The organism is Bordetella genomosp. 12, assembly GCF_002261355.1.
Lineage (GTDB): Bacteria > Pseudomonadota > Gammaproteobacteria > Burkholderiales > Burkholderiaceae_B > Bordetella.
Genome location: NZ_NEVU01000002.1, coordinates 970,606 through 984,946 on the forward strand (window position 1 = coordinate 970,606; position 14,341 = coordinate 984,946).

11 protein-coding genes are annotated in these 14,341 nt (G+C 67.7%); 6 read left to right on the forward strand and 5 right to left on the reverse strand.

Annotation, left to right across the window (positions count from 1 at the left end):
* Position 1: 1 nt before the first annotated feature.
* Both CAL22_RS10055 and CAL22_RS10060 read right to left on the reverse strand, forming a co-directional pair.
* Positions 2-1,447: an efflux transporter outer membrane subunit gene (locus tag CAL22_RS10055; protein WP_094812727.1), complete on the reverse strand. Its 1,446-nt coding sequence runs from the start codon at positions 1,445-1,447 to the stop codon at positions 2-4.
* Between the two features lie 4 nt (positions 1,448-1,451).
* Complete coding sequence (locus tag CAL22_RS10060) at positions 1,452-3,182, reverse strand: PHA/PHB synthase family protein (RefSeq protein ID WP_094812729.1); 1,731 nt, start codon at positions 3,180-3,182, stop codon at positions 1,452-1,454.
* A 202-nt stretch (positions 3,183-3,384) separates the two neighbouring features.
* Between CAL22_RS10060 and CAL22_RS10065 the strand changes: the two genes are divergently transcribed.
* Positions 3,385-4,047, forward strand: a complete 663-nt coding sequence (locus CAL22_RS10065) for a TetR/AcrR family transcriptional regulator (RefSeq protein ID WP_094812731.1) — start codon at positions 3,385-3,387, stop codon at positions 4,045-4,047.
* Between the two features lie 6 nt (positions 4,048-4,053).
* Here the strand turns inward: CAL22_RS10065 and ligD are convergent, their stop codons facing one another.
* Together ligD and CAL22_RS10075 are read right to left on the reverse strand one after the other, a co-directional pair.
* Positions 4,054-6,405 (reverse strand): DNA ligase D, encoded by a 2,352-nt coding sequence (ligD, locus tag CAL22_RS10070; RefSeq protein ID WP_094812733.1) that lies wholly within the window; start codon positions 6,403-6,405, stop codon positions 4,054-4,056.
* Position 6,406: 1 nt separating this feature from the next.
* Positions 6,407-7,357: a Ku protein gene (locus CAL22_RS10075; protein ID WP_094812735.1), complete on the reverse strand. Its 951-nt coding sequence runs from the start codon at positions 7,355-7,357 to the stop codon at positions 6,407-6,409.
* 257 nt (positions 7,358-7,614) lie between these two features.
* Between CAL22_RS10075 and CAL22_RS10080 the strand changes: the two genes are divergently transcribed.
* From CAL22_RS10080 to CAL22_RS10095, 5 genes are all read left to right on the forward strand, one after another.
* The gene (locus tag CAL22_RS10080) at positions 7,615-7,926 is read left to right on the forward strand and encodes a hypothetical protein (RefSeq protein ID WP_094812737.1); all 312 of its coding nucleotides are present in this window, start codon (positions 7,615-7,617) and stop codon (positions 7,924-7,926) included.
* Positions 7,927-8,032: 106 nt separating this feature from the next.
* Complete coding sequence (locus CAL22_RS21430) at positions 8,033-8,158, forward strand: hypothetical protein (protein ID WP_279628540.1); 126 nt, start codon at positions 8,033-8,035, stop codon at positions 8,156-8,158.
* A 53-nt stretch (positions 8,159-8,211) separates the two neighbouring features.
* On the forward strand, positions 8,212-9,828 hold the full coding sequence (locus CAL22_RS10085; RefSeq protein WP_094812739.1) for a VRR-NUC domain-containing protein: 1,617 nt from the start codon (positions 8,212-8,214) through the stop codon (positions 9,826-9,828).
* Positions 9,825-12,062 (forward strand): ATP-dependent DNA helicase, encoded by a 2,238-nt coding sequence (locus CAL22_RS10090; protein WP_094812741.1) that lies wholly within the window; start codon positions 9,825-9,827, stop codon positions 12,060-12,062. Before CAL22_RS10085 ends, CAL22_RS10090 begins: the two co-directional genes overlap by 4 nt.
* Positions 12,063-12,199: 137 nt before the next feature.
* A complete protein-coding gene (locus tag CAL22_RS10095) occupies positions 12,200-13,444 on the forward strand; it encodes a DUF445 domain-containing protein (RefSeq protein WP_208621977.1) in 1,245 nt (414 codons plus the stop codon).
* A 12-nt stretch (positions 13,445-13,456) separates the two neighbouring features.
* Here the strand turns inward: CAL22_RS10095 and CAL22_RS10100 are convergent, their stop codons facing one another.
* Complete coding sequence (locus tag CAL22_RS10100) at positions 13,457-14,170, reverse strand: MgtC/SapB family protein (protein ID WP_094813581.1); 714 nt, start codon at positions 14,168-14,170, stop codon at positions 13,457-13,459.
* Positions 14,171-14,341: the final 171 nt, after the last annotated feature.

The following is a 14,341-nucleotide window of genomic DNA, read 5'->3' on the forward strand; positions in this document are numbered from 1 at the left end:
GTTACGGTTGTTCTGGGGTGGCCGGTGCGACGGCCGGGACGTGCGTGCCGCCGCCCAGCGCGGTAAAGAGCGCGACCTGGCTCGACAGCAGGGCGCGCTGCGTGCTGGCCCATTGCTGTTGGGCATCGAGCAGGTCGCGCTGCGCGTCGAGGACTTCGAGAAAGGGCGAGGCGCCGTGGTCGTACCGCAGCCGGGCCAGCCGCGCGCGTTCGGCCTGGGCCTGCACGGTGGCGTGCAGAATCTGCACTTGTTCGGCCAGCCAGTAGCGTGCCGACAGGGCATCGGCGACCTCCCGGAAGGCGGTCTGTATGCTCTTCTCGTACTGCGCCACGGCCTGTTGCTGCCGCGCCCGGGCCAGTTCCAGATTGGATTGGCGGCGTCCCGCGTCGAAGATCGGCAGGTTCAGATTGGGGGCGAAATTCCAGGCCAGGCTGCCGCTTTTGAACAGGCCGTCGAGCTGACTGCTGGCGGTGCCGAAGGCGCCGGTGAGCGTGATCTGCGGAAAGAAGGCCGCCCGCGCCGCGCCGATATTGGCATTCGCGGCCCTGAGCTGGTGTTCGGCGGCCACGATGTCGGGCCGGTTGGTCAGCAGATCGGAAGGCAGGCCGGCCGGCAGGTCACGCATGAGCGCTTCGTGCGTCAGGGCATCGGGAGCAGGGGGCACGTCGATCGGCTGGCCGATGAGTTCTTGCAGGCTCTGCAATTGCGCCGCGCGCGTGCGTTCGAGTTCGGCTCCCAGGGCCGTGGCCTGCTGCCAGAGCGTTTCGACCTGCGTCAGGTCGAGCTTGGAGATCGAGCCCACCTCGAAGCGGCGCCGGAAGATGCGCAGCGATTCCGCCCGGGTGGCGATGGTCGAACGCGTGAGCGCCAGGCGTTCATCGAGTTCGCGCAGCGTGAGGTAGCTGTCGGCCACCTGGCTGATGAGCGAGAGCGTGGCCGCCTGCCGTGCCGCGTCGGTCGCCAGGTATTGCTCGAGCGCGGCGTCTTTCAGATTGCGCACGCGGCCCCAGAAGTCCAGCTCCCAGGACGCCATGCCCAGTCCCACCTGGTATTGCGACCCGGTGACCGGACGGCCCGTGAGGTTGAGATCGCCGGGGGTGCGTTGGCGTGTGCCGTCGGCGGTTGCGCCCAGGGTGGGGAACTGATCCGCCCGTTGGATGCCGTAGGCTGCACGCGCTTCTTCGACCCGCAGGATAGCCAGACGCAAGTCGCGATTATTGTCCAGCGCCCGGGTGATCAGGGCGCGCAACTGCGGGTCGGTGTAGAAGGCCTGCCAATCGACCGTGGCGGCCGCAGGGCCAGCCTGTTCCGGCTGAACCGCCGGCGCGGCCGGCTGCGGGAAGCGGTCGGCCACGGGCAGGGCCGGCTGTTCGTAGTCTGGCGCCAGCGAGAGGCAGCCCGACAGCAGGCAGGCGCTGATCGCAAGGCTGAGCAAGCGGCAGGTCATGATGTCATTTCTCCAACACGTAGGCGCCGGGCGCGGCGCCCAGCACCGGAAGTCCCAGGCGCGGCGCGCCCATGCCCGGCGGTCTGGCGCGCGCCGGTCCGCTATGGCTGTCGAGCCACCGCACCCAGGCTGGCCACCAGGAGCCCTCATGCCGGTCCGCCTGATCGCACCAGTCATCCGGCGGCAAACTGGCGGCATGGGCCGCCCGCTCGAGGATGCGATAGGCCCGGCGCGGATGGCCGGGCTCGCTGACGATGCCCGCGTTGTGGCCGCCGCTGGCCAATACAAATGTCAGCGCTGCGGGGCTCAGATGATGCAGCTTGTAGACCGATCGCCAGGGCGCGACATGGTCGCGTTCGGTGGCCACCGCGAAAATGGGCTGGCGCAGGTCGGCGAGCATGACCGCGCGTCCGCCGACGGGGTAGCGGTTTTGGGCCAGGTCATTGTTCAGGAACAGACGCCGCAGATATTGGGCATGCATGCGCGCCGGCATGCGGGTGGCATCGGCGTTCCAGGCCATGAGGTCATTCAGGGGGCGGCGCTGGCCGAGCAGATATTCATTGACCAGGCGCGACCACAGCAGGTCATAGGAGCGCAGCATCTGAAACGCGCCGGCCATCTGATCGGCGCGCAGGTATCCGGTGCGCGCCATCTGCGCCTCCAGCATGCTGATCTGGCTTTCATCGATGAACAGCCCGAGCTCCCCCGGCTCGCTGAAATCCGTCTGGGCAGTAAAGAGCGACAGCGTGGCCAGCCGGGTATCGCCCTCGCGCGCCAGGGCGGCCGCGGCAATGGCCAGCAGCGTGCCGCCCAGGCAATAGCCTGCGGCGTGGATGCGCTGGCCGGGCACGATGGCATTGACCGCGCCGAGCGCGGCGTCCACGCCTTCTGCCAGATACTCGTCCATGCCCAGATCGCGATAGGAGGCGTCAGGATTCTTCCAGGAGATGCAGAACACCGTGTAACCCTGATCCACCAGATAGCGGATGAGGGAGTTGTGCGGCGACAGGTCGAGGATGTAGTACTTCATGATCCACGCCGGCACGACAAGCAGGGGTTCGGGGTGAACCTTGGCCGTGGCGGGTTCGTACTGCAGCAACTCAATCAGGCGGTTGCGGAACACGACCTTGCCAGGCGTGAGGGCCACCGCTTTGCCGGGGCGAAAACCATCGGCGCCGGCTGGCGGTTGCCGTTCCAGTTCGCGCAGGGCGTCCTCCAGGGCATGGCGCGCGCCGCGTGCCAGGTTGGCGCCGCCTTCTTGCCAGGTCTGGCGCAGCACTTGCGGGTTGGTCCAGAAGGCGTTGCCCGGCGAGAACATATCGAGCCACTGGCGCGCCGCGAAGGCGGCCAGCTGGGCATGGTGGGCTTGCACGCCAGGCACATCGCGCGTGGCCGCGTCCCACCATTGCTGAGTCAGCAAGAACTGCTGCCGGTAAAGCGTGAACGGCCATTGCTGCCAGGCGGGATCGCTGAAGCGCCGATCGGTGTCCAGGGCGGGGTCCGGCGCGGTGCTGGCACCCGCGGCCATGGCTTGACCCAGGCGCGTCGCTTGATCGAACGCCAGTTCGCCCAGTGCCAGACGGGTGCCGGGCGCGTTGGCGAGATGGCAGGCCCAATCCATCCAGGCCAGCAAGCCTGCAGCGGGCGATAAGGAGGCGGTGCAGCGGGCAAGCGCCGCCTTGGCCGCCCTATCCAGGGCGGTGTGGGCGTGCGAGGGGATCTTGCGCTTGCTCATTGCCTGCCACCTTCAGATCCACGGCACCGGGTCGGCGCCGCTGTTTTGACGGGGGTATGCCTTGCGGCATAGCGGGCGCGTAAAGCCCGCCCGAGTATTGTCGGCCCGGCGGCCGATTCCAGCTTTGACGCAGATCAAGGTAATGACCGACCAGTCGGTATGTAATAGGCCGGTGCCAACCCGCCCTTAGTTTCCGCCTCCGATGATGAATTCACAACTCGATCCGGCCCCGAAATCCCGGCGGCGCTTGCCCGCCGAGCTGCGCGTGAGCCAGATACTGGACGCCGCGCTGGCGGAGTTCTCGGCGCGCGGCTATGCGGCCACGCGGATGGACGACATTGCCCAGCGCGCGCAATTGTCCAAAGGCGGCTTGTATGTGCACTTCACGAGCAAGGAAGAGGTATTGTCGGCGTTGCTGGACCATTGGCTGCGGCCCATTGCCATCGACCCGCAAGCCATGCTGAGCGGCGTCAGGACACTGCGTGAGCTGGCCGAGCGTCTGGTCAGCCACATCCACGCCGCGCTGGCGCAGCCGGCCTTGATGATCACCTTCCGCTTATTGATGGCCGAGGGCGCGCGTCTGCCGGATTTGATCGAACGCTGGGGGCGCGATAGCCGCGCCCAGCAAGAGGCATTGGCCGAACTGATCGCGCTGGCGGCCGAACGCGGGCTGTGCCGGCCGCAGGCTGCGGCCCACGCCTGGTTGCTGCTGTCACCGGCGGTGCATGCGCTGGTGGCGGGTATCGTGTCGGGCCGCGAGGAGATCGCCCGCGACCGCCAGTGGCGCGCGGGCCATATCGAGATGTTGTGCGCCTTGCTCGCCCCGCCGGAACCGGCCGCCGCCCGCCTGCGATCCGCGGCCTAACGCCGCTTAACGGTTCAAGCCCAGCCGGCCCAGCATGCGCGGGCCCACCTGTCTGCGGCTGGTGGCGTAATCGGCCCAGGGGTTCGGGTTGTTCTCCACCCAGGCGCAAGCATTGCGCAGATTAAAGGCCGGTCCGCGCAGATCCTGGGCCGGATCGAGCATCTCCCAAGGCAGGGGCAGGGACACGGGCCCTCCCGGGCGGGCGCGCACGGAAAACGCCGCGACAGCGGTGGCGCCGTTGCCATTGCGCAGGTAGTCCACAAAGATGCGGCCGCGCCGTTTGGCCTTGGCCATATTGGCCACGAAGCGATCGGGCAGCAAACGCTCCAGCCTGTCGGCCAGGCCGTGCGCCAGCATCTTGACCTCGTCCCAGCCGGCCAGGGGCCTGAGCGGCGCCACGAGGTGCAGGCCCTTGCCGCCGGTGGATTTGAGAAACGGCACCAGACCGACCTCCTGCATCAGCCCGCGCGCCAGTTGGGCGCCTTCGACGAGCGTGGCCCAGCTCACTCCTTCGCCCGGATCCAGGTCGAGGATGAGGCGGTCCGGGCAGTCGTTCTTGGGCGCGCGCGCGTTCCAGGTATGCAACTCGATGACCCCCCATTGCACCAAGGCAATCAAGCCTTCCAGGGTGTCGATCGTGAGATTGCCCTGCGGGTCGCGGCTGACTCCAGCCGGCAAGGGGGAGGTGATGTGCTTCTGAAAGAAGCCCTTGTGATCGACCCCTTCGGGATAGCGCAAGAGCGCCACCCGGCGTTTTTGCAGCTGCGGCAGGATACGCGGGCCGATAGCCTCGTAATAGCGCGCCAGCGTCAGCTTGCTGGTGTCGGGCTGGCGCAGCACGATGCGGGCCGGATGGCTGATGGTGATACGGCGGATCTGTTCCGGCATGGCAGGGGCCTCGGGGCGGACAGGGGGGGCGGGAGCCGGGTCATCGACCTGCGCGGCCGGTTTGTCGGCGCGCAGGCCGACGAAGGCGGCCTGACGCAAGCGGCCTTCGCGGGTCAGTCCCGCGTAGGTGACCTCGGCCACGAGTTCGGGCTGCAGCCAGGTCGCCCCTTTGGCGGCGGGCGGCAGATGCACGAAGGGGCTGCCGGGTTGCGTCAAGGCTTGCATGCGGTCCTTCAGGCGGCGCAGGGTGGCGGCGTCAAACCCCGTGCCCGCGCGGCCGACGTATTCCAGGCGTTTGCCGCGCCGCAGCCCCAGCAGCAGGGCGCCGAAGTGTTCGCGCCCGCCGGCCGGCGGGGTATATCCGCCGATGACGAACTCCTGGCGCGGGCGGCATTTGAGTTTGAGCCAATCCTGACCGCGGCCCGGCGCATAAGGGGCCTCGGCCCGCTTGGCGATCAGCCCCTCCAGCCCGAGGCGGCAGGCCTGGGCCCAGGCCTGGCCTGCCTGGGCCGCGTCGGCGACCTCGATACTTTGGGTCAGCATGAGCGGCGCGGGCGCCTGCTCCAGCAGTACCCTCAGCCAATGCTGGCGTTGCGACAGGCTCACCCCGCGCAAGTCGCGGCCTTCCCAGTAGGGTATGTCGAAGACCACGAAGCGCAAGGCCGAGGCGTCGCCGTCGAGCGCGTTCTGCAGCAACTGGAAGTCCGAAATGCCCTGGCGATTGAACACCACCACTTCGCCGTCCAGCCAGCCCTGGCCCAGCCGCATGGCGGCGATGGCATCGGCCAAGGCCTGCAGCCGGGCCGTCCAGTCCAGACCGTTGCGGCTGATGAAGCGCACCTTGCCGGCGCGCAGCGCGCACGACATGCGGTAGCCGTCGTATTTCACCTCGTAGTTCCAGTGCGCGCCGGGCGGCGGCCGCTCGGCCAGCGTGGCCAGCGGCGGCGGCATGCGGCTGGGCATGGCGGCGGCTTTGCCGGGCAGGGTGTCCGGCCGCGGCCCAGCCGGCCGGTCCTGCAGTTTGCGCAGCAGCCATTGGTCTGCGCGGGTCTGAATGAGCGCCCATTCGCCCTGCAGGCGCTGGCCCTCGAGACGAAAGCGCAAATGCCCGCGCTTGAGCGCGCGTGCCGGGTCGCCGTCCATCTGCCAATGGCCGCTATCCCAGATGTCGACGTGGCCCGCGCCGTAGTGGCCGGCGGGGATGTCGCCGGCGAACTGCGCATACTCCAGCGGGTGATCTTCCACCCGCACGGCCAGCCGTTTGATCGCGGGGTCCGTCGACGGCGCCTTGGGCACGGCCCAACTGACCAGCACGCCGCCTATCTGCAGCCGGAAATCGTAATGCAGGCGCCGCGCCGCGTGCTTTTGCACGACAAAGACGGCGGCGTCTTGCGCACGGATCTCGCCCCTGGGCTCGGGGCTGGCCGAAAAGTCGCGCTTGGCGCGATAGGCCTGCAGCTTGCCGGCCATCTCAGGCCGCCTTGCGCCGGCTCGATCGGGAGGCTGTGCGCGTTGACGCGCTGGTTTTGGCCGCTTTCTTGACCGTCTTTTTCGCCGCTTTCTTGGCGGTTTTCCTGGCCGCCGATTTGGCCGGCGGGCTAGCCTTGGCCGGGGCTTTGCGCGCCGCGGCGGGTGTGCGCCGGCCCTGGTCGATGCTTTGTTTGAGCATGGCCATCAGATCCAGCACCTTGGCCGAACCCGGCGCGGCGGCCGGTTCATCGGCCTGGCTCAGGCTATGCGTCTTGCCCGCCTTGACCTTGGCGCGGATCACCGCCAGCAGGTCTTCGCGATAGCCATCGCGGTACTGCTGCGGATCCCAGTCCAGCCCCATCTCGTCGATCAGGCGCAAGGCCATCTCTGTTTCGCGCGCGGTGGCGCGCTTGGCGGGCAGTTCCATGTCAGGCGCCTCGCGGATCTCGTCCGCATAGCGCATGGTCACCATCATCAAGGCGTCGCCTTGCGGCAGCAGCGCGGCCAGATGCTGACGGGTGTGCAACACGACTTGCGCCAACGCCAGACGGCCGCTTTTGCGCAACGCGTCGCGCAGCAGCACATAGCCCGGCCCGCCGCGCTTGTCAGGCTCCAGGTAATAAGGCGTGTCGTAGAAGTACAGCGGGACCTCGGCGGCCTTGACGAAGCCCAGGATCTCTATGGTCTGCGTGGCAACGTCATTGGCGCGCCGGAAATCGTCGTCGCTGAGATAGACATAATCGCCTTTCTCGTACTCGTAGCCGCGCACGATGTGCTCGGCGGAGATGGCTTTGCCGGTGCGTTTATTGATGCGCTGATAGCCGACCGGCGCGTCATCGCGCTTGTCGATCCAGTCGAAATCCAGCCGTGCCGATTGGATAGCCGGATGCACGGCCACGGGGATATGCACCAAACCAAAGCTGATCGCACCTTTCCAGAGGGTTCTCGCCATGTCGGGCTCCTGAGCGCTTGCCAGCGTCCACCATACGCGGCCCATGGCGGGCGCGTCCAGAAACCTGGCTAAATTGGGGGCTTCAGGGTGACAGCGCGGCGATTTCGGGTAAAAAGGAAGCGTCAGGGTATTGTCAGCCGGCCATCCGGCAAGCGGGCCGCCATTGCCAATCCGGCCGGGCCGCGTCATGCTGCCAATACGCTGAGCGGTTCTGAATGGCCGGCGCCCGTCGGGGGCGCCCACAAACAGGAGCAGTCATGAATACCCGTGCCGACAATCCGGTGGCGTTTGGCCGCCTTCCCGCCGATATCGATGCCCGAGGAGGCGATCGACAGGCCGAAGCCGTGGCGGCACCCGATAATCCGGCAGGGCAGGTAAGCATCAACGCCAAAGTGCTGCCGCCGACCAGCCTGGTCGATGTCCCTAATTTTCCGCCCAAAGTCCCGCGTGACGGCAACGAAGCGCTGGCCGAACGCCTGCCTGCGATGGACGAGCAGACCGAATCCAACTGGGCTGACGGCAGCCAGCCGCAACCTCGCGCCAAGAACGCGCGCTCATCGCTGTTCTGAGCCGCGCTGGCGGCAAGCCCCCGGCTTCGGGCGTGCGCGCTCGGCCGTGGCCGGCTCTGCAGACGCGGCGTCCGATGCCGACAGGCAAGCCCAGACCGGAGGCCTCATGTTTTCACGCCCCTGCCATACCCCCTTGAAGCCGACGCCGCAGCAACCGCGTCCCGAGCCGGGTGATATCCCGGTCGACCCGGACAGCGACATGCCCCGGCGCGACAGCCCCCTGACCGGGTGAGCGCGCGGCTGTTATGATGCTGCTGTATATTCATACAGTCATCTGCCGCTTCGATGTTGCCTGCGCATCGCTATTACTACCTGCACAACTTCCAACGCGCGCTGGCCTGGATCGCAGCGCGCTACGACGACCTGCTCGATGACGCCGAGCGCGGCTTCATCGCCCGCTTTGCTGAGCTGCCCCAGCCCGCGCAGGCCTTGCTCGTGCGCCTGCTCACGCGCAAAGGGGATGTCTTTCGCAGCGCCAAGCTGGCGTACGAGGAAATCGGCGACATTCCGGCCGCGGCGGCACCCTTGCTGGCGCTGGGGTGGCTGGCGGCCGATCCTGATCTCACCACCGAAGACCTGGGGCGGCTCTACACCAAGGCCGAGCTGGCCACCTTGGCAGGGGTCAAACCCGGTGTGCGCAAAGAGGCCATGCTGCAGGCGCTGCAAGGCGCCGGGCCACGGCCGCACCGCCAGTGGTGGCCGCAGGCGCAGGAGGCCGTCTGGCAGGTGCGCGTGGCAGAGATCTGCCAGCGTCTGCGCCTCCTGTTTTTTGGCAATCTGCGCCAGCAATGGGACGAACTGGTTCTGACCGACCTGGGCATCTATCAATACGAAAGCGTCGATTTTTCGCACGATTCGCGGGCTTTCCGGCAACGCACGGATGTGGAGGATTATCTGCGCCTGCATGCCTGGCGCGAGCAACTCGAGGCCAGCGGGCCGCAAGCCGATTTACTCCACGCCGTGTCCGCGGCGGCCAGCTCCAATCCCTGGTTGATGGCCCGGCGCGCGAAGCTGCTCATGCGCATCGGCCAGGCGTGTGAGCGCCTGCGAGACTGGCCGCAGGCCGAGGCCGCCTACGCCGCCAGCCCATACCGGGGCGCGCGCCATCGCTTGATGCGTGTCTTGGAGCAACAGGGCCGTTTTGAGCAGGCCCACGCCTTGGCGCTCGCCGCGGCGGCGCAGCCCGAAGACGAAGGCGAAGGCCAGCGCGTGGCGCGCATGCTGCCGCGTTTGCGCCGCCAACTGGGTCTGGCCGCGCAGCGCAAAGCGCCCGAGCCCGGGATCATCGAGCAAGCCCTGTGCCTGACGTCGTCTACGGAAGGTGCTGCGGTCGAAGTCCTGGCGCGCGATCACTACGCCCGCCAGGGCGGCAGCGTTCACTATGTCGAAAGCGGCCTGATCAACGGCTTGTTTGGCCTGTTGTGCTGGGAGGCTATTTTCGCGCCCCTGCCGGGCGCTTTCTTCCATCCCTATCAGCGCGGGCCGGCCGATCTGGCCGCGCCGGATTTCGTGGCGCGCCGGGCCAGCCTGTTCGAGGCCTGTCTGGCGCGTCTGGACGACGGCAGCTATGCCGCAAGGATCCGCGAACGCTATCAGGCCAAAGCAGGCATACAGGCGCCTTTCGTCCATTGGGGCATGTTGCAGCCAGCGCTTCTGGACGAGGCGCTGGCCTGTCTGCCCGCGGCAGACTTGCGGCGTCTGTTCGAGCGCCTGCTGGCCGATCTGGGCGCGCACCGCAGCGGCTTGCCCGACCTTATCCGCTTCGGCCCTCAGCCGGGCCAGTATGAGTTGATCGAGGTAAAGGGGCCGGGCGACCGGCTGCAAGACAATCAGATCGCCTGGCTGCGCTACTGCGCCCGCCATGGCATCCCGGCCCGCGTGTGCTATGTGAGCTGGTCATGAAGCTCATGGTGGCGGTGCGCACCTTGTGCGAGTTCAGCGCCCGCAGCGGCGATCTGGACCTGCGCTTTACCCCCGCGCCCAGTGCGCAGGAGGGCATGGCCGGGCACGCGGCCATCGCCGAGCGGCGTGGCGACGGCTACGAAAACGAAGTCTCGCTCTCGGCCGAGCATGGCGCGCTCACCGTGCGCGGGCGCGCCGACGGCTTCGATGCCCGCCTAACGCAGCTCGAAGAAATCAAGACGTATCGGGGCGATCTGGCCGCCATGGGCGCCAACCAGCGCGCCCTGCATTGGGCCCAGGCCCGTATCTACGGGCACATGATGTGCCAGGCGCGCGGATTGCCGGGGCTGACGCTGGCGCTCGTCTACGTGGATATCCAGACGCTGGCCGAAACCGTCCTGACCGAATGGCAGGAGGCGTCGGCGCTGGCGGCGCACTTCGCCCAGGCTTGCGAGCGCTACGTGCAGTGGGCGCAACGCCAGGCGCAACACCGCCGCGCCCGGGATGCCGCCTTGCAGGCCATGCGCTTCCCGCACGGGACCTTCCGGCCCGGGCAGCGCGAGCTCGCGGTAGCGGTATTCCGCGCCGCGCGCGACGGCCGCGCCTTGCTGGCCCAGGCCCCGACGGGGATAGGCAAGACCTTGGGCGTGCTCTTTCCGGCGTTAAAGGCCTGCGCGGCGCAAGGCCTGGATAAAGTTTTTTTCCTGACCGCCAAGCGGTCCGGAAGGGGCTTGGCGCTGGGTGCGCTGGCGCAACTGCCGCCCGGGCTGCGCACGGTCGAATTGCTGGCGCGCGATGCGGCCTGCCTGCATCCGGACAAGCATTGCCATGGCGAATCCTGCCCCCTGGCTCGCGGTTTCTACGACCGCCTTGCCGCCGCGCGCGATCAGCTCGAGGCCGGGGGGGATTATTCGCAACCGGCGCTGACCCGCGCCGCGCGCGAGCACCAGCTTTGCCCCTACTTCCTCAATCAGGAGATGCTGCGCTGGGCCGATGTGGTCATCGGCGATTACAACTACTACTACGACGCCAACGGCTTGCTCTATATGTTGACCCAGGCCTGCCAATGGCGGGTCGCCGTGCTGGTCGATGAAGCGCACAACCTGGTCGAGCGCGCGCGCGCCATGTATAGCGCTCAACTGCGCCAGACGGCGCTGATTGCCGCGCGCCGGGCCGCGCCCAAGACCTTGCGCGCGCCCCTCGATGGCCTCAAGCGTTCCTGGAAGTCCCTGGCGGGCAAGGCCGAGGCCGAGTATTCGGTCTATGGCGACGTGCCACCGGGGCCTTTGGCGGCGCTGCAGAAACTGGTGCAGGCTGTCAGCGACCATCAGGCGCAGACAGCGCAGGCCTTGCCGGCCGACGACGCTTTGCTCGCCTTTTACTTTGACGCCCTGCGTTTCACGCGGCTGGCCGAACAGTTCGGCGATCACAGCCTGGTCGACCTGCAGCGCCAGGGCGAGGACAGCGAGCTGGGCTTGCGCAATGTGGTGCCAGCCAGTTTCCTGGCGGCGCGCCATGCCGGCGCGCACTGCACGGTGATGTTCTCCGGCACGATGGGCCCGCAGCGCTTCTACCGCGAGATGCTGGGTTTGCCTGCCGCCACCGGCTGGCTCGATGTGGCCGGGCCCTTTCGTGCCGAGCAACTGGCCGTGACGGTGGCCGGCCATGTGTCGACGCGGCTGCACGATCGTCCGAAATCGGTCGAACCCATCGGCGCCATCATTGCCCGCCAGTATGCCGAACACCCCGGCAACTACCTGGCTTTCCTGAGCAGTTTCGACTATGCCAGCCAGGTCCAGGCCTGGCTGGCGCGCCATCATCCGGGGCTGCCCGTCTGGACCCAGACGCCGGGCATGGGCGAGCACGAGCGCGACGCCTTTCTGGCGCATTTCGTCGCGGGCGGGCGAGGGGTCGGCTTCGCGGTGCTGGGCGGCGCCTTTTCCGAGGGGGTGGACCTGCCGGGGGAGCGCCTGGTCGGGGCCTTTATCGCCACCTTGGGTCTGCCCCAGCGCAATCCGCTCAATGAGGCAATGAAGCAGGTGATGGCGCGGCGCTTCGGCGCCGAGCACGCTTATGACTACACCTATCTCTATCCCGGCATGCGCAAAGTCGTGCAGGCTGCCGGCCGCGTCATTCGGGACGAGGCCGATCGGGGCAGCGTGCATCTGATCGACGATCGGTACCGCTGGGCCCGGGTGCGCCGGCTGCTGCCGCAATGGTGGGACTTGCCCTGAGGGGGCAGGCGGCGATGTCGTGTACGCTGTATTGTGCGCCGGCCGAATGGCCAGCCCTGTCCATCCCCGCACGAGAGAATCCTGCCTTGTCCGAAACGCTCACTGCCAACGAATTGCGCCGCCAACAGCTGGTCCGCATGAAACGCTGGGCACTGGTGCTGCTGCTGATGATGGTGGCGGGCTTTGTGACCAGCCACCTCATGGGCGGGCAGGGCGCCTGGGCCTGGGTCAGGGCCTTCTGCGAGGCCGCCACCGTCGGCGCGCTGGCGGATTGGTTTGCCGTGGTGGCGCTGTTTCGGCGTCCCCTGGGACTACCCATTCCGCATACCGCCATCATCCCCAACAGCAAGGACCGCATCGGCGAGAACCTCGCGGTTTTCGTGCGCGACCACTTTCTGGATCCCGACAGCCTGCTCGAGCGCCTGCGGGTCTTCGACCCGGCCGCGCGCCTGGCGCGTTGGCTGTCGCGCCCCGCGCAGGCGCGGGCCCTGGCCCAGGGGGTGCGCCTGACCGCCTTGCAAATGCTGGCGTTGCTCGACGAACAGGCCGTGCGGCGAGCCATCCGCCAATTCGTCGAGGAGACGGTGCGTCGCTGGGATGCGGCCCAGACCGCGGGCGAGGTCTTGACGCTGCTGACGCGTGACGGTCGCCACCAGGAGCTGCTTGACGCGGCGCTGGAACGGCTGGCGGCCTATCTGTCGCAAGAGGACGTCAAAGCGCGCGCGTCCGCGCTGCTGGTCAAGTTTGCCCGCAAGGAATGGCCGCGCATCATCGCCACGGTGGATCTGGTGGCATCGGTCGACAACATGGCCGACAACCTGGCCGACCGCCTGGCCCGCGCGCTGATGGACGAGTTGCGCGACGTGCTGGCCGAGCCGCAACACCCAGTGCGTCAGGACTACGAGCAATGGATCGTGGATTACATCGGGCGCCTGCGCGACGACCCGCAGGTCGGCGCGCAGGTCCAGGCCCTGAAAGAAAAATTGCTGGCCGAGCCACGGGTGCAGACCTACGTGCAGGCGCTATGGGACGACATTCATGGCGCCTTGCGGCGCGACCTGGAGCGCGACGACTCCGCCTTGGCCCGGCATCTGGAACTTGCCCTGACCGGGCTGGCCACCAAACTGGGCAAGGACGAGAAGGTGCGCGCCGCCCTCAATGCCCACATCCTGGGCGCGGCGCGCCGCCTGACCGGACGGTTGCGCGCCGGCGTCACCGACCATATCGCGCGCACGGTCAAAAACTGGGATGAGCGGCATCTGGTCGATGAGCTCGAACTCAACGTGGGCCGCGACCTGCAGTATGTGCGCTTTAACGGCACCCTGGTGGGCGGCCTGATCGGCCTGGCCCTGCACGCGGTGGTGCTGCTGCTGCAACGCTAGGCCCGGCGCGGCCTAGATCGTATTGGCCGACCAGAAAGCCTGGCGGATGGCCGGCGATGCGGCCAGCGTGGCGGCCACGCGATCCAGATCCTTATCGTCGATGGCGGCCTCGGCCAGCGTCGCCTCGATCTCCACATCGCTGTCGCCGAACTGATCGATATTCAGTTCGGACAGGGGCAATTGTTCGGCCTCGAGCACTTCTTCGAGTTTGGCCAGCGCCTGTTGCTGCTGGCCGGCGCCGGTGATCAGATGGATGACGGTATTGACCTCGGTGTGCTGCGGCTCGACCGGCTGACGGTTGACGTAGCTCACCACCGGGCGCAGCAAGGTATTGGCGGCCAGCACGAACAGCGCGGCGGCCACCGCTTCGAGCATCATGGACGCGCCCGCGCAGGCGCCGATGGCCGCCGAACCCCACAGTGTGGCGGCCGTATTCAGCCCGCGGATACTGCCGCCTTCGCGCATGATGGCGCCCGCGCCCAGAAAGCCCACGCCGGACACCACATAGGAAATGACGCGCGCCCCGCCGTCCGGCCCGCCGATGCGAAAGGCCAGATCCACGAAGATCGCCGCGCCCACGGAGACCAGAACATTGGTGCGCAGGCCCGCCGTACGTTGCCGTACCTGGCGTTCAAAGCCGATCAGCGCGCCCAGCACAAAGGCCGTGGCCAGGCTGATGAGCGTATTGGCCAGAGGCAGCCATTGGATATTCTCGAAATTCTTCATCACGGACTCGTAGAGATTGCGGCCTGAAGGACCGCCCGCCATTGTCCACGTGTCATGTGAAATTAGCGTTGCGCTGCCGGCGCAGGCGCCGCCGGCCGCTACGAGCCGGCCGGGCCATCGAAAGCCCGGCGATTATAGGGGGGCGGCGGCGCCCTGGCCAGGCAGGGTGCC